Annotated in this window: 17 protein-coding genes, 6 tRNA genes and 1 pseudogene; 19 read left to right on the forward strand and 5 right to left on the reverse strand. The window is 67.7% G+C overall.

Translation table 11 applies throughout. The features are described 5' to 3' along the window. Nucleotides 1-181: 181 nt before the first annotated feature. Nucleotides 182-772: pseudogene (locus ACZYZ3_RS15980) on the forward strand (HNH endonuclease); the annotation flags it as partial. A 364-nt stretch (nt 773-1,136) separates the two neighbouring features. Here the strand turns inward: ACZYZ3_RS15980 and ACZYZ3_RS15985 are convergent. Both ACZYZ3_RS15985 and ACZYZ3_RS15990 read right to left on the reverse strand, forming a co-directional pair. Next, entirely contained in the window at nt 1,137-1,985 is an 849-nt protein-coding gene (locus ACZYZ3_RS15985; RefSeq protein WP_463964797.1) for a cytochrome, read from the reverse strand. 106 nt (nt 1,986-2,091) lie between these two features. Further along, nucleotides 2,092-2,163 (reverse strand) — tRNA-Val (locus ACZYZ3_RS15990). Between the two features lie 316 nt (nt 2,164-2,479). Between ACZYZ3_RS15990 and ACZYZ3_RS15995 the strand changes: the two genes are divergently transcribed. The 6 genes from ACZYZ3_RS15995 (at nt 2,480) to ACZYZ3_RS16020 (ending at nt 3,550) form a co-directional block, all read left to right on the forward strand. Next, nucleotides 2,480-2,552 (forward strand) — tRNA-Gly (locus ACZYZ3_RS15995). A 45-nt stretch (nt 2,553-2,597) separates the two neighbouring features. Beyond that, a tRNA-Cys gene (locus tag ACZYZ3_RS16000) sits at nt 2,598-2,668 on the forward strand. Nucleotides 2,669-2,707: 39 nt separating this feature from the next. Continuing rightward, nucleotides 2,708-2,782, forward strand: a tRNA-Val gene (locus ACZYZ3_RS16005). Nucleotides 2,783-2,838: 56 nt separating this feature from the next. Beyond that, a tRNA-Gly gene (locus ACZYZ3_RS16010) sits at nt 2,839-2,911 on the forward strand. A gap of 70 nt (nt 2,912-2,981) precedes the next feature. After that, nucleotides 2,982-3,056, forward strand: a tRNA-Val gene (locus ACZYZ3_RS16015). 224 nt (nt 3,057-3,280) lie between these two features. Then, nucleotides 3,281-3,550, forward strand: a complete 270-nt coding sequence (locus ACZYZ3_RS16020; RefSeq protein WP_463964798.1) for an antitoxin — start codon at nt 3,281-3,283, stop codon at nt 3,548-3,550. Nucleotides 3,551-3,749: 199 nt separating this feature from the next. Here the strand turns inward: ACZYZ3_RS16020 and zapE are convergent, their stop codons facing one another. Continuing rightward, entirely contained in the window at nt 3,750-4,787 is a 1,038-nt protein-coding gene (zapE, locus tag ACZYZ3_RS16025; protein WP_463964799.1) for a cell division protein ZapE, read from the reverse strand. A 229-nt stretch (nt 4,788-5,016) separates the two neighbouring features. Here zapE and ACZYZ3_RS16030 point away from each other — a divergent pair, with 229 nt between their 5' ends. The 3 genes from ACZYZ3_RS16030 (at nt 5,017) to ybaK (ending at nt 7,030) form a co-directional block, all read left to right on the forward strand. Then, nucleotides 5,017-5,934, forward strand: coding sequence for a sulfurtransferase (locus tag ACZYZ3_RS16030; RefSeq protein ID WP_463964800.1), 918 nt, complete (start codon nt 5,017-5,019; stop codon nt 5,932-5,934). 66 nt (nt 5,935-6,000) lie between these two features. Then, entirely contained in the window at nt 6,001-6,459 is a 459-nt protein-coding gene (locus ACZYZ3_RS16035; RefSeq protein ID WP_463964836.1) for a SufE family protein, read from the forward strand. 73 nt (nt 6,460-6,532) lie between these two features. Beyond that, the gene (gene ybaK / locus ACZYZ3_RS16040; protein WP_463964801.1) at nt 6,533-7,030 is read left to right on the forward strand and encodes a Cys-tRNA(Pro) deacylase; all 498 of its coding nucleotides are present in this window, start codon (nt 6,533-6,535) and stop codon (nt 7,028-7,030) included. On the opposite strand, the gene ACZYZ3_RS16045 is transcribed toward ybaK, so the two are convergent. Continuing rightward, nucleotides 7,027-8,349: an alpha/beta hydrolase family protein gene (locus ACZYZ3_RS16045; protein ID WP_463964802.1), complete on the reverse strand. Its 1,323-nt coding sequence runs from the start codon at nt 8,347-8,349 to the stop codon at nt 7,027-7,029. The two genes, ybaK and ACZYZ3_RS16045, sit on opposite strands and share 4 nt — an antisense overlap. 119 nt (nt 8,350-8,468) lie before the next feature. Here ACZYZ3_RS16045 and ACZYZ3_RS16050 point away from each other — a divergent pair, with 119 nt between their 5' ends. The 7 genes from ACZYZ3_RS16050 to ACZYZ3_RS16080 all read left to right on the forward strand — a co-directional run bounded on the left by ACZYZ3_RS16050 (nt 8,469) and on the right by ACZYZ3_RS16080 (nt 15,255). After that, the gene (locus ACZYZ3_RS16050) at nt 8,469-8,957 is read left to right on the forward strand and encodes a hypothetical protein (protein ID WP_463964803.1); all 489 of its coding nucleotides are present in this window, start codon (nt 8,469-8,471) and stop codon (nt 8,955-8,957) included. Nucleotides 8,958-8,971: 14 nt separating this feature from the next. Next, nucleotides 8,972-9,469: a peptide-methionine (R)-S-oxide reductase MsrB gene (gene msrB / locus ACZYZ3_RS16055; RefSeq protein WP_463964804.1), complete on the forward strand. Its 498-nt coding sequence runs from the start codon at nt 8,972-8,974 to the stop codon at nt 9,467-9,469. A 242-nt stretch (nt 9,470-9,711) separates the two neighbouring features. Further along, nucleotides 9,712-11,142, forward strand: a complete 1,431-nt coding sequence (locus ACZYZ3_RS16060) for a DUF6421 family protein (protein ID WP_463964805.1) — start codon at nt 9,712-9,714, stop codon at nt 11,140-11,142. Beyond that, nucleotides 11,139-11,897 (forward strand): SDR family NAD(P)-dependent oxidoreductase, encoded by a 759-nt coding sequence (locus ACZYZ3_RS16065; protein WP_463964806.1) that lies wholly within the window; start codon nt 11,139-11,141, stop codon nt 11,895-11,897. The genes ACZYZ3_RS16060 and ACZYZ3_RS16065 overlap by 4 nt, the downstream gene beginning before the upstream one ends. 56 nt (nt 11,898-11,953) lie before the next feature. Then, entirely contained in the window at nt 11,954-13,042 is a 1,089-nt protein-coding gene (locus ACZYZ3_RS16070) for a threonine aldolase family protein (protein ID WP_463964837.1), read from the forward strand. A 102-nt stretch (nt 13,043-13,144) separates the two neighbouring features. Continuing rightward, nucleotides 13,145-13,795, forward strand: coding sequence for a DUF3000 domain-containing protein (locus tag ACZYZ3_RS16075; RefSeq protein ID WP_463964838.1), 651 nt, complete (start codon nt 13,145-13,147; stop codon nt 13,793-13,795). 86 nt (nt 13,796-13,881) lie between these two features. Beyond that, nucleotides 13,882-15,255 (forward strand): HRDC domain-containing protein, encoded by a 1,374-nt coding sequence (locus ACZYZ3_RS16080; RefSeq protein ID WP_463964807.1) that lies wholly within the window; start codon nt 13,882-13,884, stop codon nt 15,253-15,255. Between the two features lie 32 nt (nt 15,256-15,287). Here ACZYZ3_RS16080 and ACZYZ3_RS16085 read toward each other — a convergent pair whose 3' ends face one another. Next, nucleotides 15,288-16,055: a hypothetical protein gene (locus ACZYZ3_RS16085; RefSeq protein WP_463964808.1), complete on the reverse strand. Its 768-nt coding sequence runs from the start codon at nt 16,053-16,055 to the stop codon at nt 15,288-15,290. A gap of 603 nt (nt 16,056-16,658) precedes the next feature. On the opposite strand from ACZYZ3_RS16085, the gene ACZYZ3_RS16090 reads away from it, so the two are divergent. Together ACZYZ3_RS16090 and ACZYZ3_RS16095 are read left to right on the forward strand one after the other, a co-directional pair. Beyond that, nucleotides 16,659-17,972 carry a thiolase family protein gene (locus ACZYZ3_RS16090; RefSeq protein ID WP_463964809.1) on the forward strand — a complete coding sequence of 438 codons (1,314 nt, stop codon included), beginning with the start codon at nt 16,659-16,661 and terminating at the stop codon, nt 17,970-17,972. Further along, nucleotides 17,969-20,149 carry a 3-hydroxyacyl-CoA dehydrogenase NAD-binding domain-containing protein gene (locus ACZYZ3_RS16095; RefSeq protein WP_463964810.1) on the forward strand — a complete coding sequence of 727 codons (2,181 nt, stop codon included), beginning with the start codon at nt 17,969-17,971 and terminating at the stop codon, nt 20,147-20,149. Before ACZYZ3_RS16090 ends, ACZYZ3_RS16095 begins: the two co-directional genes overlap by 4 nt. Nucleotides 20,150-20,309: the final 160 nt, after the last annotated feature.

Consider the following 20,309-nt stretch of genomic DNA (forward strand, 5'->3'; position numbering starts at 1 on the left):
CGCGGCCGTCGGTGCGGGGTCCGCGGGCGGGCCTGCCGCGGCGGCGGCCACCCACTCCGCCGGAGCCGCCACCGAAGCCAGCCCCTGGGCCAGCGGCGGCAAAAACAGCGGGAATGCCAGCGTGGACGTCCCGCTGGACCTGCGTTCACGCCCGCAGAAACTCCTCGACGGCCTCGTCGGCGCCGCCAAGGCCGCTCTCGCCGCCGGCACCCTGCCCGCCGCCGGAGGACTCCGGCCCCAGGTCATGGTCACCATCGACTACCGCGACCTNAACGACGGACACGGCGACGCAGGCCTGCAGGGCGTCGCAGGCGGTCCCTCCCACCCCGGCCAGGCGATGGAGCACCCCGGAAACCTGCTCTTCACCGGACCCGTCACCGCCTCCACGGTCCGGAAGATCGCCTGCGACGCGGACATCATCCCGGTCCTGCTCGGCAGCGAGGCCCGGATCCTGGACATCGGCCGGACCTCACGGGTGTTCCCGCCGCACATCCGCAAAGCCCTCACCGCCCGCGACCAGGGCTGCGCGTTCCCCGGCTGCACCATCCCCGCGCCCTGGTGCGAAGCGCACCACACCACCTACTGGTCCCGCGGCGGAACGACCGGCACAGAAAACGGCGTGCTTCTCTGCTCCCACCACCACCACGTGATCCACAAGGAACACTGGACCATCCAGGTCCGCACCGGCATCCCCTGGTTCATCCCGCCACCCCACATCGACCCACGCCAAAAACCCCGACGCAACTACTACTTCCGCCCCATCCTGGTTTAGATGCACGGCTCAAGGCTGTTTCTTGCTCTATCTACTGCAGTATTGGCCTATGGCCCGCAAAGAAATCTTTACCTTTTCACTCGAAGTTGAACTCGATGATGTCGAGGCGGCTCAGCAGTTCAATGAGCTATGGGAGGGCCGAAGCCGTGTGGTTGATGGACCCGGGGTCTCACCTCCGGATGTGCGGGAGGTCGCGTCGAGGGCATCCGCAAGACTAGTCGCCCAGGCGTTTACTGCGCAGCGCACGGCAACCGGCCTCAGCCTTCGCTCGCTACGAGTCTTGGACTAGTCCCGGCGCGGCTGTTGAGACTTTGCGTGGCCGTAAATGGAGCTATCGCAGTGCAACCCTCAGGCCGAGTGAGTCCTATCGGGTAGCGGGCGGCGGTGCCAGCGGGAGCAGCGCCGGTCCGGCGGCTGTGGTGTCCGCGGACATTTCCCAGACACGCCGCAGGGCGCAGAACTTCCACCAGTGGTGCTTCAGGACTTCCGGGTTGGCGCGCAACGGGCGGACTTCGGTCTCACCGATCGCCACCGCCAGCAGGATCGGGGATTCGCCGTGCTGCCAAGCTTCCCACTCCCCTGCAACCGGGTCCACGAGGCTTTCCTCGGCCTTCATGCCGGCCACGAGCTGCATGACTACTTTGTCATCCAGCGGTTTGACGGTGCCGTCGCGGCTGGTGCCCTTGGTCTTGTAGTCGATGAGGCAGGTCCGGCCGTTGATCTTGGCAACAAGGTCCAGCGTGCCGGCGTAGCCGACGGTCTTGTTCCAGACGGTAATTTCCGGGGCGATCGGCTCCACCTGAAAAAGTTCCCACCACTCGTCGAAGCGGGCCGCGAACCCTTCCTCACCGTTGGCGGCGAGGGCTTCGCGCGTCTCCTTCATCTGGTGCGGGCGGCCCAGGGCACGCAAGGCAACCTGCTCGCAGTAGTTGTGCACCCGGTCTCCGCGCTTCGCCGCGTCGTCGCGGTAGGCCTCCGCCGCCTTGGCCGCGCGGCTCACGGCCTGGCGTACCTTGGCAGGGCTGCCGAGAATGCCGGGCAGCGTCGGATCCTGGGCAAGGCTGTTGGCGCCCATGTACCCAAACCATCCGTCCAGGCCGTGGGGCTGCTGGCCGATCACCGTGGTGATGGACGGCACGGAGAACTGCTCCGAGGTGGAGCGCGCATACATCCGGCCATAGTCCGTGGCGTGGGCAAGAAGTGGGGCGGTCATGGCAGGACTCTTTCACGGGGCTCTGACAGTGAGGCAAACAGCGGCCCCAATGCAATAACAACAATGGTCCGCCCCGCTCGGTGAGCGGAACGGACCATTTCTTGGGTGGGCGATACTGGGTTCGAACCAGTGACCTCTTCGGTGTGAACGAAGCGCGCTACCACTGCGCCAATCGCCCCAATGCCATTGAATGCTAGCCCACCCCGGCGGAATTTAGAAATCGGAGCACAGCGTTCCGCCAAAGTCCCCGAATGAGTCCTCCGCCCGGGGGCCTGCGGGCCCCAACAGGCGGCCGGGGCCGCGCCGAGCCACCCGGAAAACCAGGGCGAATTACAAGGCTGTAATTAGCAAGAACCGCTAGAACTCAACGATGCAGCGCTCCCCGCGTCCGCCGTCGTCGTCTCGATTTGTAAGTTCCCTGAACCTCCTATAGAGTTCTTACTCGTTGGAACGCGAGGAATTGCCGATTGCGGCGGGGAATTGCAGACAATATTGCGGACGTAGCTCAGCTGGTAGAGCACCACCTTGCCAAGGTGGATGTCGCGAGTTCGAATCTCGTCGTCCGCTCGCAGGACACTGTCACGGTAAGGTTCTTTGGAATCCTATCTACACGGTGGGTTGGCCGAGAGGCGAGGCAGCGGCCTGCAAAGCCGTATACACGGGTTCGAATCCCGTACCCACCTCGGTGAAAACCCTGGTTTCCGGTTTCGACTGGATGCAAGGGGCGATTGGCGCAGCGGTAGCGCGCTTCCCTGACACGGAAGAGGTCACTGGTTCGATCCCAGTATCGCCCACCAAAGCAAGGCAACTTGCTTGATGCAGTACCACCGGCACAGCCGGCAGGGACTAAAATGCGGACGTAGCTCAGCTGGTAGAGCACCACCTTGCCAAGGTGGATGTCGCGAGTTCGAATCTCGTCGTCCGCTCTCTTCATGACTACTCCACTCCGGATCCTTCCGGTTGCGGGCGATTGGNACTCCGGATCCTTCCGGTTGCGGGCGATTGGCGCAGCGGTAGCGCGCTTCCCTGACACGGAAGAGGTCACTGGTTCGATCCCAGTATCGCCCACCACGAGAGCAGCTCCCCAGGGGCTGCTCTTTTTTGCGCCCTGATGCCCCGGGTCGCGGCTGGGGATCCACCACGACCCGGGTCCTCCGCCGTGGGGCCGTTATACCCTGTGCCGCTGGCCCGGCATCTTTTACCCTGTGGGCGGACACCCTTGGCACTCCCGCCACCTCCCGCTAGGGTAGAAATCGCAAGGAGCGATCTGGCTCCGCGACCGAAGGGAGGTGCCCGTGGGTTTACTTGACGATCTAAAGGGCAAGGCTCAGAAAGTAATTGGTGGCAACGAACAAGCCATCAAGGACGGCATCGAAAAAGCCGGCGATTTCGTCGACTCCAAGACCGGCGGAAAGCACGCCGGTAAAATCGATTCCGTGCAGCGAGGCGCTTCCGACTTCGTGGACAAGGCGAACAACCGGCCGAATACGCCGCCGGTCGCCGAGCAGAATCCCGTCGCCGGGGAGCCCCCCGTTGCCGGGGAACCCCGCCAGCCAGGCCTCTGACCCAGATACGTCAGCGAGGTGCCGGTCCCGCCGAGAGGTGGCGCCGGCACCTCCGGCGTTTAACCGCACCTAGCGGCGCTTGATGGCGTCCAGGGCGTCCACGGGTGTTCACGGGCGCATAACCCAGCAACGCGGGGTCACCTCTGGCCCATCCAGCGCGCCAGGATGGGCCGTAGGTGACCCCGCGTTGCTTTAGGCGTCAGGAGGGTTCGTGGTTCTGGCCTTCGCGGGCCAGGGCGGTGAGTCTCGAGACGGCGCGGAAGTACTTCTTCATGTACCCCCCGGTCATCATTTCCTCGGTGAAGAGCTGGTCGAACGGCACACCGCTGGCCAGGATGGGCACGTCCTTGTCGTAAAGCCGGTCCGCGAGCACCACAAAGCGCAGCGCGACGGCCTGCTCGGTGATGGTGTGGACGTTTTTCCAGACCACGCCCTCGATCCCGTCGAGCATCTGCCGGTACCGGCTCGGGTGGACGCCGGCCAGGTGGTTGATCAGCGTGCTGAACTCGTCACGGGCCACCGTCTTGCCGTGGAACTCCTGCTGCATGTGGTGCGTCAGCTGGTCGTTCGGCAGCGGCAGCGGCGCGGCGGGCAGGCCGCGGTGGCGGAAGTCCTCGCCGTCGATCCGGACGACATCGAACTGGTCCGCCAGCACCTGGATCTCCCGGGCGAAGTCGACGGCGGCAAAGCGGCCGTCGCCGAGGGACCCCGGCAGGGTGTTGGAGGTGGCCGCGAGCTTGACGCCGGCGTCGGCCAGCTCGCGCATGAGCCGGGACATCAGCACCGTGTCGCCCGGATCATCGAGCTCGAATTCGTCGATGCAGACCAGTTTGTAGTGGCTCAGGGCCTCGACCGTCTTGCGGAAGGACAGCGCCCCGACCAGGTTGGTGTATTCGACGAAGGTGCCAAAGGCCTTCGGCCCCGGGGCGGCGTGCCACAGCGAGGCGAGCAGGTGGGTCTTGCCGACGCCGAAGCCGCCGTCGAGGTAGATCCCGGCGCGGGACAGGTCCTTCTTGCCGAAGAGGCGCTTGAAGAGCCCGTCGCCGTCGCGCGCACCGACGTTGTCCGCAAATCCCGACAGCGCCCTGACCGCGGCGGCCTGGCTCGGCTGCGCCGGATCCGGCCGGTAGCTGGAAAACGAAACTTCACCGAAGCGCGGCGACGGATAAAACCCGTTGAGGAGCTCATCCACTGAAACTGCCGGGGTGCGGGCGGCGAGCTGTTCAATCTGTACCAAGGTGGTCCGTTCTGCTGGTCTCTTGTCCCCAGAAAGAATACCGGCAATGCGCGGGCTGCCGGTCGGCAGCCGTGGGACGGGCGGGCAGGGCGTGACGAAGGCCATATTTCCGAGTGTGAACCCTGTGGGGCAATCCCGGCGGGGCGTGGCTAGTGTTGGGGGAAGGCCCGGCGCCGCGCTCGATCCTTCTGGCCCGGCCTCCTGACCGTTTCAGTGAAAGGCCATTCCAATGCCCTACCCCGTTGAACAGAACGAGAAGTTCGCCGCCTACGCACACCCCGAGCGGCTCGTGTCCACCGAGTGGCTGGCCGCCGCCATCGATTCCGGTGCCCTCGCCGACGGAAAGCTCGTCGTGGTCGAGTCCGACGAGGATGTGCTGCTCTACGAGATGGGGCACATCCCCGGCGCGGTCAAGATCGACTGGCACACGGACCTCAATGACGAGGTCACCCGCGACTACGTCGACGGCGCAGCGTTCGCCGCCCTGGCCGCGGCCAAGGGAATCTCCCGCGACAGCACCGTCGTCATCTATGGCGACAAGTCCAACTGGTGGGCGGCCTACGCCCTCTGGGTCTTCGAGCTCTTCGGCCATGAGGACGTCCGGCTGCTCGACGGCGGCCGGGACAAGTGGATCGCCGAAGGCCGCGCCCTCACGACGGACAAGCCCGCGATCACCCCCGGCGGGTACCCCGTCGTCGAGCGCAACGACGCCCCGATCCGCGCCTTCAAGGACGACGTGCTGGCCCACTTCGGCAAGCCGCTCATCGACGTCCGGTCCACCGAGGAATACACCGGCCAGCGCACGCACATGCCCGCCTACCCCGAGGAAGGCGCCCTGCGCGGCGGACATATCCCCACCGCGGCCTCCATTCCGTGGGCCCGGGCGGCCGCCGAGGACGGCACCTACCGGACCCGTCCCGAACTGGAAGCGCTGTACCTCGGCGAGGCCGGGCTGAAGGAAGGCGACGACGTCGTGGCGTACTGCCGCATCGGCGAGCGTTCCAGCCACACCTGGTTCGCGCTCAAGTACCTGCTGGGCTTCGAGACGGTCCGCAATTACGACGGTTCCTGGACCGAATGGGGCAACGCCGTCCGCGTCCCGATCGTCAAGGGCAGCGAACGCGGCACGGTCCCGGCCACCAAGTAGCCGCCGTCAATGGACGCTGCGACCGCGACCGGGACGCAATCGCTGCGGGTGCGTAAGCTGGAAGAGATGAATACTGCTGCCCTCCCCACCGCACTGGCGGAAATTGTTGATGACTTCCAGGCCGTCACCGAACCCGAACGGCTCCAGCTGCTGCTCGAGTTCTCCCGTGAACTCCCGGAGCTCCCGGACCGGCTTAGGGACCACCCGGAATTGATGGAGCAGGTGGTCGAGTGCCAGTCTCCGCTCTTCCTGACCATCGAAACGGAAAAGTCCGACGGCGGCGCTGCCGACAGCGTCCGGCTCTACTTCAAGGCACCGCCCGAAGCCCCCACCACCCGCGGCTTCGCCAGCGTGCTGCACGAGGGCCTCGACGGGCTGAGCCCGGCGGAGATCCTGGCCGTTCCGGACGACATGCCGGAGCTGCTGGGCCTCACCCGGGCCATCACTCCGCTGCGGATGCGCGGGATGACAGCGATGCTGGGCCGGATCAAGCGCAAGGTCGCTGCCCTTCCGCAGCAGCCCTGAGCCACACACGGCCACGCAGGCACCAGCTGACGCAGGCAACAGCCACACAGACACCCAGGGAAACACCGACCGAATGGCACGCAAAAAGGCGTCACAGGGAACCCCGGCCACCGCAACACTGGCGGACGCCGGGGTTCCCTTCGTCGCCCACCCCTACAGCCATGACCCGGCGGCGACCAGCTACGGGCTGGAGGCCGCGGAGGTGCTCGGCGTCGATCCGGCCCGGGTGTTCAAGACTCTGATGGTCGACGTCGACGGCCGGCTTGCCGTCGGCGTCGTGCCCGTGAGCGGGAACCTGGACCTCAAAGCGATGGCGGCCGCGCTGGGCGGCAGGAAGGCAACCATGGCCGACCCGGCGGCCGCCGAGCGCCGCACCGGTTATGTGCTCGGGGGCATCTCGCCGCTGGGACAGCGGCAGCCCTCCCCCACGGTGGTCGACGACAGCGCCCTCGGCCTGGACACCATCCTGGTGTCGGGCGGGCGGCGCGGACTGGACATCGAACTGAGCCCCGCCGAACTGATCCGGCTCACCGGGGCGCACACGGCGCGGATCGGCACCGGCAGGAATTAACCGGGCGCAGGGGCCTCGGGATCCTGCTGGCCCGGATTCGGGCGGGGCGCAATTTGCTGCCCCAGCCAGGCGGCGACCAGCCGTTCCCAGCGCTCCGGATCCACGTTCCATTCCTTGGTGTGCCGGGCGCGGTCGAACATCTCGAAGGTGACCATCTCCGGGTTCTTCTCGGCCAGGGCAGCGGACGGGCCGTAGGGGACATATTCGTCATCGACGCTGTGGATGATCAGCGTCGGCGTGCGCAGTTCCACCGCACGGGACACCCAGTCCATTGCTTTCAGGTCCACGGGCGCGGCGAGGCCGGTCAGCCGGCGGCCCAGCTTGTGGCTCATCATCAACTGCCCGTACCGGCCCACCGCCGACGGTATCCGGTTGAGCTCGGCGTGGTGTGCCAGCACGTTCACCCAGTTGATGACCGGGGCGTCGAGCACCATGGCCCGGATCAGATGGTGATACCGGGACAAGTCGGCGGTCTGGAGGCAGATAGCGCCGCCCATGGACCAGCCAAAGAGCACCACTTCACAAGCGCCCTGTTCCAGGGCAAAGCCGATGGCTGCCTCGACGTCGCGCCACTCCGTGGAACCCAGCCCGTAGCGTCCGTCCTGCGCCGAGGGCGCCAGGCCGTCATTGCGGTAGGTGATCAGCAGGCTGGACATGCCCAGTTCACGTGCCGTCCGGACCGCCCGCAGGCACTCCTGCCGGCTCGCACCGCGGCCGTGCACCATGATCGCCCAGATGCCGGACTCCTGCGGTGCCCGGACCAGCCAGGCCGGGGCAGTCCCGCCCTCGACCTCGATGTCCACGTCTTCCGACGGCAGGCCGATGCTGGCAGGGTCCGGGTAGGCGGCTCCGCTCCAGTAGCCGCGGCGCGTCGTGCTGAGGTCGCCGCTGTAGACGGACTCGACTTCGCGCTGCACCGTGCGCTCCGCCGGCGAATAGGACACGATCCGGCCGATCCGGGCATGACCCCGGCCGCCGTCGAAGAACAAACCGTAGACCCCCTCGACCGTCGCCTCGGGCGTGGCGGCGAGGATGACCTGCAGCCGGTGCCCGCCGCGGATCACCGCCAGGACCTCCTGGTCCTCTTCGCGGACCCGGGCGGGGGTGATCACGCGGTGGGCGAAATATAGGGCAAGGGCGGAGGACCCGGCGGCGAGCAGTCCGGCCGCGGCGCTGCCGCCGATGATGCCGCCCAGTGCCCATTTGGCACTGCCCGGGACCGAAACTTCGCCGGCGGAGTCCGCGACGGCACGGGCAGCCTTTCCACGGACGGTGGAGATCAGCTGCGGGTCCGGCACGAGGTGTGGGGAGGAAGCCATGGCACCATTCTTACCGAACTCACCGTCTGGAGTGGCATCCGGGGGCGTCAGGGACCACCGGCGCGGGCATACGGGCTCCAATCCGTGCGGGCCCAGCGGGGCGCGGCTAGGCTGGGGGCATGAGTGATCCAATCGTCATCCTGACAGAAGAGCCCCTGGGCGCGGACGACCGCGTCAATATCGAAACCCTGCTCGCCGGGGGTGATGCACCGCTGGTTGTCCTTGTCCCGGCCAGCACGGAGCGGCACCTCCTGGTGGATTTCCTGGAGAACCTCTCCCTGCTGGAAATCTCCAAGGCCTTCCGTGAACTGACGGCACACTCCGACCCTGCCGGGGAACGCGCCGAAGCCGCCGAAACGCTGGCCGTCTCCCTCGCGGCCCTGGCCGGGCTCGGCAGCGGCGTGACCGGCGAAATCGTCGAGGGCAAGGCCGTCGACAGCATGGTTGCCAGGGTCAAGGAACTCGGCGCCGGGCAGGCCGTGGTGATCACCCGCCCGCACGCCGTCGCGGATACGTTCCACACTGACTGGGCCACCAAGGCCCAGGACAAGCTGGGCCTGCCGGTCCTGCATCTGTACGCCGGATCGGGATTTATCGGGGACTCCTAAGCGTTATTGAGGCTATGAGCATCTTTAGTAACAGGCCAAAAGTCACGCCCGTCGCCGCCCCCGCCGGGTCCGCTACCGACAGCGCCACAGAACGCAGCACCGCGCCGGCTGAAAAGACGGACGAGCAGTGGCGCCAGGAGCTGACGCCCGAGGAGTACCGTGTGCTCCGCCAGGCGGGAACAGAGCGGCCCTATACCGGCGAGTACTGGGATACCCACACCGCCGGCGTCTACCAGTGCCGCGCCTGCGGCTCGGAACTCTTCACGAGCCAGGAGAAGTTCGACTCACACTGCGGCTGGCCCTCCTTCTGGGCACCGCTCGCGGACGGCACGGTCAGGTACATCCACGACCGCACCCTGGGAATGGAACGCGTCGAGGTCCGCTGCGCCAACTGCGATTCGCACCTGGGCCATGTCTTCGAGGGCGAGGGCTACGGAACCCCGACCGACCAGCGCTTCTGCATCAATTCCGTCTCCCTGAAGCTGGTCTCAACGGACGACACCAAACAATAGCCTCGCCCGGGCCGGGTTACCGGGCCTCCCGTCTGGGGCCGCAGACGGCGGCTCCGGCGGGGGTCCTCCGCAGGGTGGGGCAGCCCCTCGGCCGCTGGAGCTGGCCCGGGCCGCGCAGCCCACTTGCCACAGACCTTCTTATGCTCAGGCCTATTTTGCATTAGGGCTCCTGTTTGCTTGCTACGCTCGTTTTAATCACTGACGAGCGACGCTCCCAGTCAACAGAAAGGCGCCCGCTGACGATGACTACCACCGCTATCACCACCACTGCCCCGATCTCCGCCAGCTCCCCGGAATGGCTGGAGCTCAAGGCTGCCGCCACCGCGTTGCAGGCACTGCAGGTTCAGGACGGCTCCGTTCCGGACACCGCGAACCACGAGGCGGCCGCGGGGCATGTCCGCACGATCACGGCGGCCATCGAGGCCCTGGCCCCGGCCTTTCCGCACGACGCCGGCTACCTCGTCCTCCTCGTGACGGACTTCGGCCGCTGGGCCGACGGCGGCTTCGGCGTGCCTGACTTCCTGGACTCCCTGCAGGCGTTCCGGCCGCAGCAGCACCGGGTCAACGGCCTGCGGCACCTCGTGGTCTTCCCGATGTACACGCAGAACGGCAGCAGCAACCGCCTGGTCGAGGCCGTGCTGATCGAAGTCATCTGGCCCGAGTTCATCGCCGGCCTGGAGGAGGGCGAATACTCCAATAAGCTCTTCGTCCCGATCCGCTTCCTGGACTTCACCCCCGGCTACAACACCAACTCCGCGGTGCTGTTCCCGGAAACCGTCGCGGTCCGCCAAACCCCTACCTTCACCTGGGGCGCCATCTTCGCCGACCGCGAGGCGGCGCGCTTCCGCCGCGTGCTCCGCGCCGCCGCGGACATCACCTCGCTGCAGCTGCCGGCGGACGCCGCCGGCCTGCTCGAGGACCAGGAGCTGACCCAGGAAACCTTCGTCATGTGGGACCTCATCCACGACCGCACCCACATGCGCGGCGACCTGCCCTTCGACCCGTTCATGATCAAGCAGCGCATGCCCTACTTCCTCTACTCCCTCGAGGAACTGCGCTGCGACCTGACCGCTTTCCGCGAATCCGTGAAGATCGAAAAGGACGAGGACGCCGATCCCGAGGCACGCCGGCACGCCAAGCTGGTGCAGTACGCCGTCATCTTCGACCGGATCTTCCGCTTCGCGATCACCGGCGGCCGGGTCCGCAACTACGACGGTCTCGGCGGCCAGCTGCTGTTCGCGTGGATGCACCAGCACCACGTCCTGCACTGGACCGACAGCAAACTCAGCATCGACTGGGACGCGGCGGCCGACGTCGTGGTTGAACTCGGCACCCGGATCGAGGAGCTCTACTGGCGTTCCATCGACCGCCCCAAGATGGCGCACTGGCTGGCTGCCTACGAGCTGATCTCCAGCACCGTCACGCCCAACCCGGCCTCCGTCTGGGCCAAGGGTCCGGACGCGCTGCCGCTGGCAGGCCCGCCGCGCGGCCTCACCGACCAGGTGCTCGACGACGAGTTCCCGCTCTCGATGTTCTACGAGGCCCTCGAGAAGAAGATGCGCCCGGTCATCGAGTCCACGGCCGGGATCATCGGCACTTCCGACACGGGCTCCTCCACGGGCCCCGCCGGCACAGCAGCCGAGACGGCAATGACCGTCCTGAACGCCGGATGAGCACCGGACGCCCCCTGAATGTCGTGGTCACGGGCGGCAGCGGCCCTTCGGGGATCGCCGCCGCCCGCGCCCTGCGCCACGCCGGGCACACCGTCTTCACCGTGGGCTCGGACGGCCCCCGCATTGAGGCAGCTGCCGCGGAAGCCGGCAGCGGGGTCACGCCGCTGGTGTGCGACCTCGCGGACCTCGCGGAGGTCCGGTCGCTGCACGCCGCGGTGCAGGCCCGGCTGGCAGAAACGGGCGGGTCCGTTGACGGCGTCATCCACCTGGTAGGCGGCTGGCGCGGCGCGAAGGGCATCACGGACCAGAGCGACGAGGACTGGGAGTTCCTCGAACGCGGCGCCATCACCACGCTCCGGAACGTCACGCGGGTCTTCTACGACGACCTCGCGGCCTCGGACGCGGGGCGCTTCGCCATGGTCTCCTCCACAGCCGCGGGCAAGCCGACAGCGGGCGGCGCCAGCTACGCCGCCGCCAAGGCCGCCGCCGAGGCCTGGACCCTGGCCGTCGCCGACGGCTTCCGCCGCGGCCAGTCGGGCCAGAAGGAAAATCCCACGGAACAGCGCAGCGCTGCGGTGGTCTTCGTGGTGAAGGCACTCGTGGACGCGGCCATGCGGGCGGCGTCCCCGGAACGCAGCTTCCCCGGATTCACCGACGTGGACGAACTGGCTGCTGCCGCCGCCGGGCTCTTCACCTCCCCCGCGGCGGGGCTGAACGGCCGGCGCCTGCTGCTGGTCCCGGAACCCGGGCCCTGAGCCCGGACGCTGAACTTAGCCCCGGACGTCCCTAGACTGAAAGCGTGAGCAAACCGATGACAAGCACAGTTGAAACTTCCCCTGCCAGCACCGCAGTGCGGCTCCACGATCCCTCGGTCCGCGGCTTTGCCTCGGACAACTACTCGGGCGTCCACCCCGAGGTGCTGGCCGCCCTGGCCGCCGCCAACGAGGGCCACCAGGTCTCCTACGGCGAGGACGACTACACCGCCCGGCTGCAGCAGCTGATGGAGGAGCACTTCGGCGAAGGAATCGAATGCTTCCCGGTCTTCAACGGCACCGGCGCCAACGTGCTGTCGCTGCAGTCCCTTCTGCCGCGCTGGGGCGCCGTCGTCTGTGCGTCGACCGCCCACATCAATATGGACGAGAACGGCGCACCGGAGCGGATCGGCGGCATCAAACTGCTCCAGGTCCCTACGGCTGACGGCAAGCTCACCCCCGAGCTGATCGACAGGGAAGCCTGGGGCTGGGGCGACGAGCACCGCGCCCAGCCGCTGGCCGTGTCCATCACGCAGACCACCGAGCTCGGCACCTGCTACACCCCCGAGGAAGTCCGGGCCATCGCGGAGCATGTCCATTCCAAGGGCATGAAGCTGCACATGGACGGCGCCCGGCTGGCCAACGCCGCCGCGCACCTGAACGTGCCGCTGCGGGCCTTCACCCGCGACGCCGGCGTGGACATCCTCTCCTTCGGCGGCACGAAGAACGGCCTGCTCTTCGGCGAGGTCGTCGTGGCACTGAACCCCGCCGCAGCCCAGGGGCTGATCTACCTGCGCAAGATGAACATGCAGCTGGCCTCCAAGATGCGGTTCATGTCCGCCCAGTTCATCGCCCTGCTCGAGGGCGACCTGTGGCTGCGCTCCGCCTCGCACGCCAACGCAATGGCAGCCCGGCTGCGTGCCGGCGTCGAGTCCATCCCCGGCGTCGAGCTGAGCCAGAAGACCGAGTCGAACGGCGTTTTCGCGATCCTGCCGGCCGGTGTTGCGGACCGGCTGCGCGAGTCCTTCCGTTTCTACGACTGGAACGAGGCGGCCCGCGAGGTCCGCTGGATGTGTTCCTTCGACACCACCGAGGGAGACGTTGATTCCTTCATCGCTGCCATCAAGCGCGAACTCGCTGCCGGCTGACCCTGGCGGCAGGAGCGCCGCCGCCGCCCGGCCCGGTGAAAGCCGGACGGGGCAGCGGCGGCGAGCCTGCCGGGCTTGGGGGCGCCCCTTGCATAATCTTCCATTGTGAACGCACTCGACCAGGTTCCGGCAGATTTTCTCTTTGCCTTGGGAACCCTTCGGCAGGCACGGACCCGCAATGAGCTGCGCCTGGAGGAGATCCCCGCGCCCGCGCGGCTGGCCCCGTTCTCCGTCGCCCTCGGGGCGGAAGTTGTCGCCCCCGGCGAAAGGGCGCCCTCCGGTGCGGTCCACGGCCCCGCGGCGGCGGCCCTGGCCCGTGCGTCCGGTGGCGACGACATCGAGCTTGCCACCGGCCGCTTCATCCTGCTGCACGATCCCGACGGCTCCGCGGTCTGGGAGGGCGAGTTCCGGGTGGTCACTTACATCCGCGCCCAGCTGGAGCCGGAAATGGGCAACGACGAAATGCTCGGCTCCGTCGCGTGGGCCTGGCTCGTCGAAGCCCTCGAAAACCATGCCGCACCGTACCGCTCGGCAGGCGGCACTGCGACGCGGGTGCTGTCCGAAAGCTTCGGCACCCTCGCGGACCGGCCCAATTCCATCGACATCGAGCTCCGCGCATCCTGGACTCCGGCCACCCCCGACATCACCTCCCACCTTGAGGCCTGGTCGGACATGGTCTGTACCTTCGCGGGCCTTCCCCCACTGCCCGAAGGCGTCACGCCGCTGCCGCACTGGCGCCGCGGACCGGCCTGAGATGCGGCCCGCACCAACGGCGAACCTGCTGCGTTTTGGCGGATGCGCGGCCGCCTGCACTGTGTTGTCGCTAAACTGAAGTCATCATGACCCCTCATAATCCGGAAATCACCACCGCGGGCGCGGCCGCCAACACACTTCACACCAAGACCGAGGCGGCTGACACCACAGCCCACATCGCGGTGGACGGCTTCGACAGCCTGGTCCCCGAGATCATCGACCTCGATGTACCCCGCGACGGCGTGCCGCTCGTCATTGAAACACAGTCCGGCCTGGAGCGCTGCGCCGCGGCCCTCGCCGCTGGCCACGGCCCGGCCGGGGTGGACGCCGAGCGGGCCTCCGGTTTCCGGTACGGCCAGCGCGCCTTCCTGGTCCAGATCCGCCGGGAGGGCTCCGGCACCTGGCTGATCGATCCCGAACCCTTCGGTGACCTTGCCATCGTCAACGACGCCCTGCGCGGCGTCGAATGGATCCTGCACGCGGCCAGCCAGGACCTGCCCTGCCTGGCCGAACTGGGCATGTGGCCGGACAAACTCTTTGACACCGAGCTCGCCGCCCGCCTCGCCGGGCTTCCCCGCGTGGGACTCGCCGCCGTGATCGAACAACTCCTCGGCTTTGGCCTCGCGAAGGAACACTCCGCGGCCGACTGGTCCACCCGACCGCTGCCGGAACCCTGGCTGCGCTACGCGGCGCTCGACGTCGAGGTCCTGACCGAACTGCGCGAGGAACTCATTGAGCTCCTGGTCGCCGACGGCAAGCTGGACTTCGCCGAGCAGGAATTCGCCGCCATCCTCGAGGCCGGGCAGGCGCCGCCCCGCATCGACCCGTGGCGCAAGACATCCGGGCTGCACCAGATCCGCGACCGGCGCCAGCTGGCCGCGGTCCGCGAACTGTGGCTTGAGCGCGACTCACTGGCGCAGAAGCGCGACGTCGCTCCCGGCCGGCTCATCCCCGACTCAGCCCTCGTCGCCGCAGCCAAGGCCATGCCCGCCACCGTGCCCCAGCTGCTGGGCACCAAAGGCTTCCACGGCCGCGCGGCCCAGCGCGAGGCGCCGCGGTGGCTCCGCTGTATCAGCACCGCCCGGACCCTGGAGGAACTCCCTCCCCTGCACCTGCCCACCAATGCTCCCCCGCCCCCGCGGGTCTGGGCCGACCGGGACCCGGAGGCCGCCGCGAGGCTCGCCACCGCCCGGCCGCTGCTGCAGGCCAAGGCGGAGGAGCTGAACATGCCGGTGGAGAACCTGCTGACGCCGGATTACCTCCGCCGCGTCTCCTGGCGTCCGCCGGTCGAGCCCAGCGAGGAAGGCATCGCCGAGGAACTGGCGAACCTCGGGGCCCGCCAGTGGCAGATCGAACTCATCGCTCCCCTCATCGCCGATGCCTTCCAAAACCCGCAGCCACTGCCCGACAAGGCACCCAAAACCGCTGCACCTGCGGACGCAGCTGATTCTGCCCAGTAGTTCCTACATCAGGGCTCACTTGTGGCCGGCCTTCACCCGGCCCCGCCCGCTGAAGGTGAAACCGTGCCCGGCGGGGCTGAACCCGAAGCTGCTCCCTGGCCGCCGGACTTTGCGGTTGCAACTTCGGCTGGGGCCGTCTTGGCATAGTCGGTCGGGTTCACTTGGTAGGCGTGCTGGTCAAGAAACAGCGCCTCCTCGTTGACGTCCTGCAACTGGGCGTCGGTAAGCTGCTCGGCCTTAACGAGATCCAGGGTCTCCTGATTGGTGCCACCAACCGCTGTCACCTTCACCAGGCCTGTGCCTGCTGAATAGAACTTCTGCTGGTGGCCGACTTCGGGTTCCAGCGGATTGTGTTCATCGACGATCAGCACATCTTCGTAACACCCGGTGGGAACGCACACCCGCTGGTTCGCCTGGACGACGGCACCGCAATCCAGGAAGTTCACTGCGGGCGCGTGCGCCTGAACGTAGCTCGGGGTGCCGACCCGGGGCTCGCCCGGCATCGCTATTCCCGCTTGGGATCCGGAGAGTCCGCTAAGGAACGTGTTGGGGGCGCCGATGAATTCACCGTTTTCGAATTCTTCCGGATACTCGCCGAACAGCCAGACGTCCCCACTGTCCGTCTGGGCAAAGAAGGCCAGTTCGGATTCCACCAGTTCTCCGTCGGAATAGTCCCGGTCCCACATCACCTGCGTCTTTACACCGTCGATCACCTTTGTCAGTCCGGTCACCGAGTGCGTCACCACGCGCTCGGTGGTGCCTTCTGCAGTCACGACCGTCCCCGTCGTGGTGTACTGCATGCCGGGCGTCAGCGGGAACCACTTATTGTCAACCCTGGGCGACGTTTGGAAGGCGCCGCGGTCGAAGCTGAGGACGGTCCCCGGCCCGCAGAGGTCTGCGGCCACGGGAGTGCCCTCCGGTGTTCGGGTCGGCGTCGCCGTGGGGGATGCAGTATCCGCCGCCGACGGCGTGGCCGCAGCCCCCGAGGAGGTGGCCGGTGCCGGCCCGGCGCCTGGCGGGGAACACGAGGTCACGAAGGACATCGTGAGAAACAGCAGAAACGCGGAACCCAATGACGTTCGAAAGCGGGGCTGGAACATGTTGTGGCCTTTCACCGTTGCAGTTTTGTGGCTTCCAGAAGCTGTCCTGATTCAGCCTCCTGTCCTCAATCTGGGGCCGTGGCCGGAACCGGCGGGTGTAGGACCATATGATGGCCCTGTGGGGGCTGTTTGTGAAGACGATTGCCAAATTTGCCGGCCCGGGGGATCGGACGGGTGCCCGGTATTTTTCTTGCCAGAGATGTTACTGACCAGTAACATAGTGCTTGATGCCGCCCGGACGCGATTCGCCTGTGCCATTCGGCGGCCGCAATCCGGCACCCATGTCTCGATGAGGAGTAGCACGTGAGCCAGCCCCCCAGCAGCGGAAAGCACAGCAGCGCCAATCCCCGCACCATCCGCGACGTCGTCTTCGTCGACGGCGTCCGCACCCCGTTCGGCCGCGCCGGCGAGAAGGGCATCTACGCCGGAACCCGCGCCGACGACCTCGTGGTCAAATGCATCCGCGAACTGATGCGCCGTAACCCGTCCCTGCCTGCGGAACGGATCGACGAAGTGGCCATTGCGGCCACGACGCAGACCGGCGACCAGGGCCTGACCATCGGCCGCACCGCCGCCCTGCTGGCCGGACTGCCGCGGACGGTGCCGGGCTTTGCGATCGACCGGATGTGCGCCGGCGCCATGACGGCCGTGACCACCACGGCGAGCGGCATCGGCTTCGGCGCCTATGACGTCGTCATTGCCGGCGGCGTCGAACACATGGGAAACCACCCGATGGGCGCCGGCGCGGAGCCCAACCCGCGCTTTATGTCCGAGCGCATCGTGGACCCGGCGGCCCTGAACATGGGCAACACCGCCGAGAACCTGCACGACCGCTTTCCCGCCATCACCAAGGACCGCACAGACGCCTACGCCGTCGCTTCCCAGGACAAACTGGCGGCCGCCTACGCCAGGGACCAGATCCAGCCGGACCTGGTGCCCGTCGCCACGATGAAACCGGGCCGGGGCTGGACCGTGAACACGGTGGACGAGCCGCCGCGGCCGGGCACCTCGGTGGACGACCTCGCCGCGCTCAAGACCCCGTTCCGCGCCCACGGCCGGGTCACCGCCGGCAACGCCGCCGGACTCAACGACGGCGCCACCGCCGCACTGCTGGCCTCCGCGGACGCCGCCGAGGAACTGGGCCTGCCCGTCAAAATGCGCCTCGTCAGCTACGCCTTCGCCGGCGTCGAACCCGAAGTCATGGGCATCGGCCCGGTCCCGGCCACGGAAAAGGCCCTCAAAAACGCCGGGCTGGGCATCGCGGACATTGGCCTGTTCGAAATCAACGAGGCCTTCGCCGTCCAGGTGCTCAGCTTCCTGGACCACTTTGGCATCGCCGACGACGACCCCCGGGTCAACCGCTACGGCGGGGCGATCGCCGTCGGGCACCCCCTCGCGTCCTCCGGCGTGCGGCTGATGAACCAGCTGGCCCGCCAGTTCGAGGAGGACCCCACGGTCCGCTTCGGCATGACGACGATGTGCATCGGCCTGGGCATGGGCGCCACCGTGATCTGGGAGAACCCGCACCACGCCGCCTACGGCCTCGCCATTGACGAGACGACCGCCCCCGCCACCACTGGCACCGCCACCACCACCGAGACTGGAGCCGCAGCATGAGCGCCGCCGATTTCCGCAAGCTTGCCGACCTCTTCCCGAATGAGACTCTCACCCACTCCTACGTCCAGGACATCGAACTGCCGGCGGTGGACGGCAAAAGCCCCGGCACCTTCGCCCTGGTCACGCTGGACAACGGCCTGGACCACTCCAAGCCCACCACGCTGGGCCCCAATACCCTGATCGAGCTGGGCACCGTCCTGGAAGGACTCAGGGAACGTGCCGCCCGCGGCGAGATCGTCGGCGCCGGCGTCACCGGCAAGCCCTACTTCCTGATCGCCGGCGCGGACCTGTCCACGGTCAAGTCCATCAGCGGCCGCGAACACGGCCTCTGGATGGCCCAGCTTGGCCACGACGTGTACGCCACGCTGGCGGACCTGGGTGTGCCCAGCTTCGCCTTCATCAACGGCCTCGCCCTCGGCGGCGGGCTGGAGATCGCCCTGCAGTCCACCTACCGCACTGTCTCCACCGGCGCCGGCGCGCTGGCCCTGCCCGAGGCGTTTATCGGGCTCATCCCCGGCTGGGGCGGGGTGTACATCCTGCCGCGGCTGATCGGGCCGGAAAACGCCGTCAAGGTGATGATCGAGAACCCGCTGAGCAACAACCGGACGCTGACCGGGCCGCAGGCGTTCAAGCTGGGCATGGCGGATGCCATGTTCGAGCCCGCCGACTTCGTCGAGCAGTCCGTCGCCTGGGCCGCGCGAGTCATCGCCGGTGCGGTGACCCCGGACCGCGCCAACGCCGTCGATCCCTCCACCCCGGAGGTCGCGGCCCGCTGGGCCGGCGCCATCGCCGCGGGCCGGTCGTTCGTGGAGGCCAAAACCTCCAACGCCTCCCCCGCGCCGGCCAAGGTCCTCGAGGTGATGGAAGCAAACCGCACGCTGACGCAGGCACAGTCCGCGGAACTGGAATGCGAAACCCTTGCCGACCTGATGCAGACCGACGAGTTCCGCTCCACCGTGTACGCCTTCCTGGACCTCGTGCAGCGCCGGTCCAAGCGCCCCGCCGGCGCCCCGGACCGCAAGCTGGCCCGTCCGGTGACCAAGATCGGCGTCGTGGGCGCCGGCCTGATGGCCGGCCAGCTCGCCCTGCTCTTTGCCCGCCAGCTCAAGGTGCCCGTGGTGATGACGGACATCGACCAGGCCCGGGTGGACAGGGGCGTGGGCTACGTGCACGCCGAGGTGGACAAACTGCTGCAGAAGGGCCGGATCAGCCCGGACGCCGCCAACCGGACCCGGGCGCTCGTCACCGGATCGGTGTCCAAGGAAGCGTTTGCCGACGCCGACTTCGTCATCGAGGCGGTGTTTGAGGAGCTCAACGTCAAGAAGCAGGTCTTCAAGGAAGTCGAGGCGATCGTTTCCGCCGAATGCATCCTCGCCACCAACACCTCCTCGCTGTCCGTCACCGCCATGGCCGAAGACCTGGAGCATCCGGAGCGACTGGTGGGCTTCCACTTCTTCAACCCCGTGGCCGTGATGCCCCTGCTGGAAATCGTCCGCGCCCCCAGGACCGACGACGCCGTGCTGGCCACCGCGTTCGAGCTCGCCAAGGGCCTCAAGAAGTCCGCCGTGCTCGTCAAAGACGCCCCGGCGTTTGTGGTCAACCGCCTCCTGCTGCGCCTCATGGGCGAAGTCACCGCCGCGTTCGACGAGGGCACCCCGGCCGAGGTGGCGGACAACGCGCTGCGCCCGATGGGCCTGCCGATGACGCCGTTCGTCCTCGGCGCCATGGTGGGGCTGCCCGTCGCGCAGCACGTCCAGGAATCCCTGCACACGGCATTCCCCGACCGCTTCACCGTCTCGGCGAACCTGCAGAAACTGATCGACAACGGCGTGAAGTCCATCTGGGCCTTGCAGAACGGGGCACCGCAAAAGGGACCGGACGGAAAGCCGTTCATCCCCGCCGAGACGCTGGCACTGATGTCCTTCGGCGAGACTCCGTCCACCGGCGCGGAGGTGCTGCGCCGCACGCAGGATGCCCTGGCCGAGGAAATCGGCCTGATGCTCGACGAAGGCGTGGTCGCCGGCCCGGAGGATATCGACCTCTGCATGATCCTCGGGGCGGGCTGGCCGATGTTCCTCGGCGGCATCACCCCGTACCTGGACCGGGTCGGAGCCTCCGAACGCGTCAACGGCAGGAAGTTCCTGGCGCCCGGCGTGGCGTCCGAACCGGCCGCGTGAGCCGCAACTGACCCGGACCTGTCCGGCACACCGGCGCCGCCGTCCGCACTGATAAGCCAGTGCGGACGGCGGCGCAGCCGTGAGGTATCCCACCCGAGAACCAGCCAGATTCCGGACGAAAGGCCAGGACGGCCGGTACCGCCGTGATGGTGGCGCTGCC

The sequence above is a fragment of the Pseudarthrobacter linnaei genome (assembly GCF_055412825.1).

What these genes read in the sequence shown, in the direction of transcription:
- ACZYZ3_RS15985 (WP_463964797.1), bottom strand. Translation starts at nt 1,985, where the DNA reads ATGACCGCCCCACTTCTTGCCCACGCCACGGACTATGGCCGGATGTAT.
- ACZYZ3_RS16030 (WP_463964800.1), top strand. Translation starts at nt 5,017, where the DNA reads ATGCCCTACCCCGTTGAACAGAACGAGAAGTTCGCCGCCTACGCACAC.
- ACZYZ3_RS16035 (WP_463964836.1), top strand. Translation starts at nt 6,001, where the DNA reads ATGAATACTGCTGCCCTCCCCACCGCACTGGCGGAAATTGTTGATGAC.
- ybaK (WP_463964801.1), top strand. Translation starts at nt 6,533, where the DNA reads ATGGCACGCAAAAAGGCGTCACAGGGAACCCCGGCCACCGCAACACTG.
- ACZYZ3_RS16045 (WP_463964802.1), bottom strand. Translation starts at nt 8,349, where the DNA reads ATGGCTTCCTCCCCACACCTCGTGCCGGACCCGCAGCTGATCTCCACC.
- ACZYZ3_RS16050 (WP_463964803.1), top strand. Translation starts at nt 8,469, where the DNA reads ATGAGTGATCCAATCGTCATCCTGACAGAAGAGCCCCTGGGCGCGGAC.
- msrB (WP_463964804.1), top strand. Translation starts at nt 8,972, where the DNA reads ATGAGCATCTTTAGTAACAGGCCAAAAGTCACGCCCGTCGCCGCCCCC.
- ACZYZ3_RS16060 (WP_463964805.1), top strand. Translation starts at nt 9,712, where the DNA reads ATGACTACCACCGCTATCACCACCACTGCCCCGATCTCCGCCAGCTCC.
- ACZYZ3_RS16065 (WP_463964806.1), top strand. Translation starts at nt 11,139, where the DNA reads ATGAGCACCGGACGCCCCCTGAATGTCGTGGTCACGGGCGGCAGCGGC.
- ACZYZ3_RS16070 (WP_463964837.1), top strand. Translation starts at nt 11,954, where the DNA reads ATGACAAGCACAGTTGAAACTTCCCCTGCCAGCACCGCAGTGCGGCTC.
- ACZYZ3_RS16080 (WP_463964807.1), top strand. Translation starts at nt 13,882, where the DNA reads ATGACCCCTCATAATCCGGAAATCACCACCGCGGGCGCGGCCGCCAAC.
- ACZYZ3_RS16085 (WP_463964808.1), bottom strand. Translation starts at nt 16,055, where the DNA reads ATGCAGTACACCACGACGGGGACGGTCGTGACTGCAGAAGGCACCACC.
- ACZYZ3_RS16095 (WP_463964810.1), top strand. Translation starts at nt 17,969, where the DNA reads ATGAGCGCCGCCGATTTCCGCAAGCTTGCCGACCTCTTCCCGAATGAG.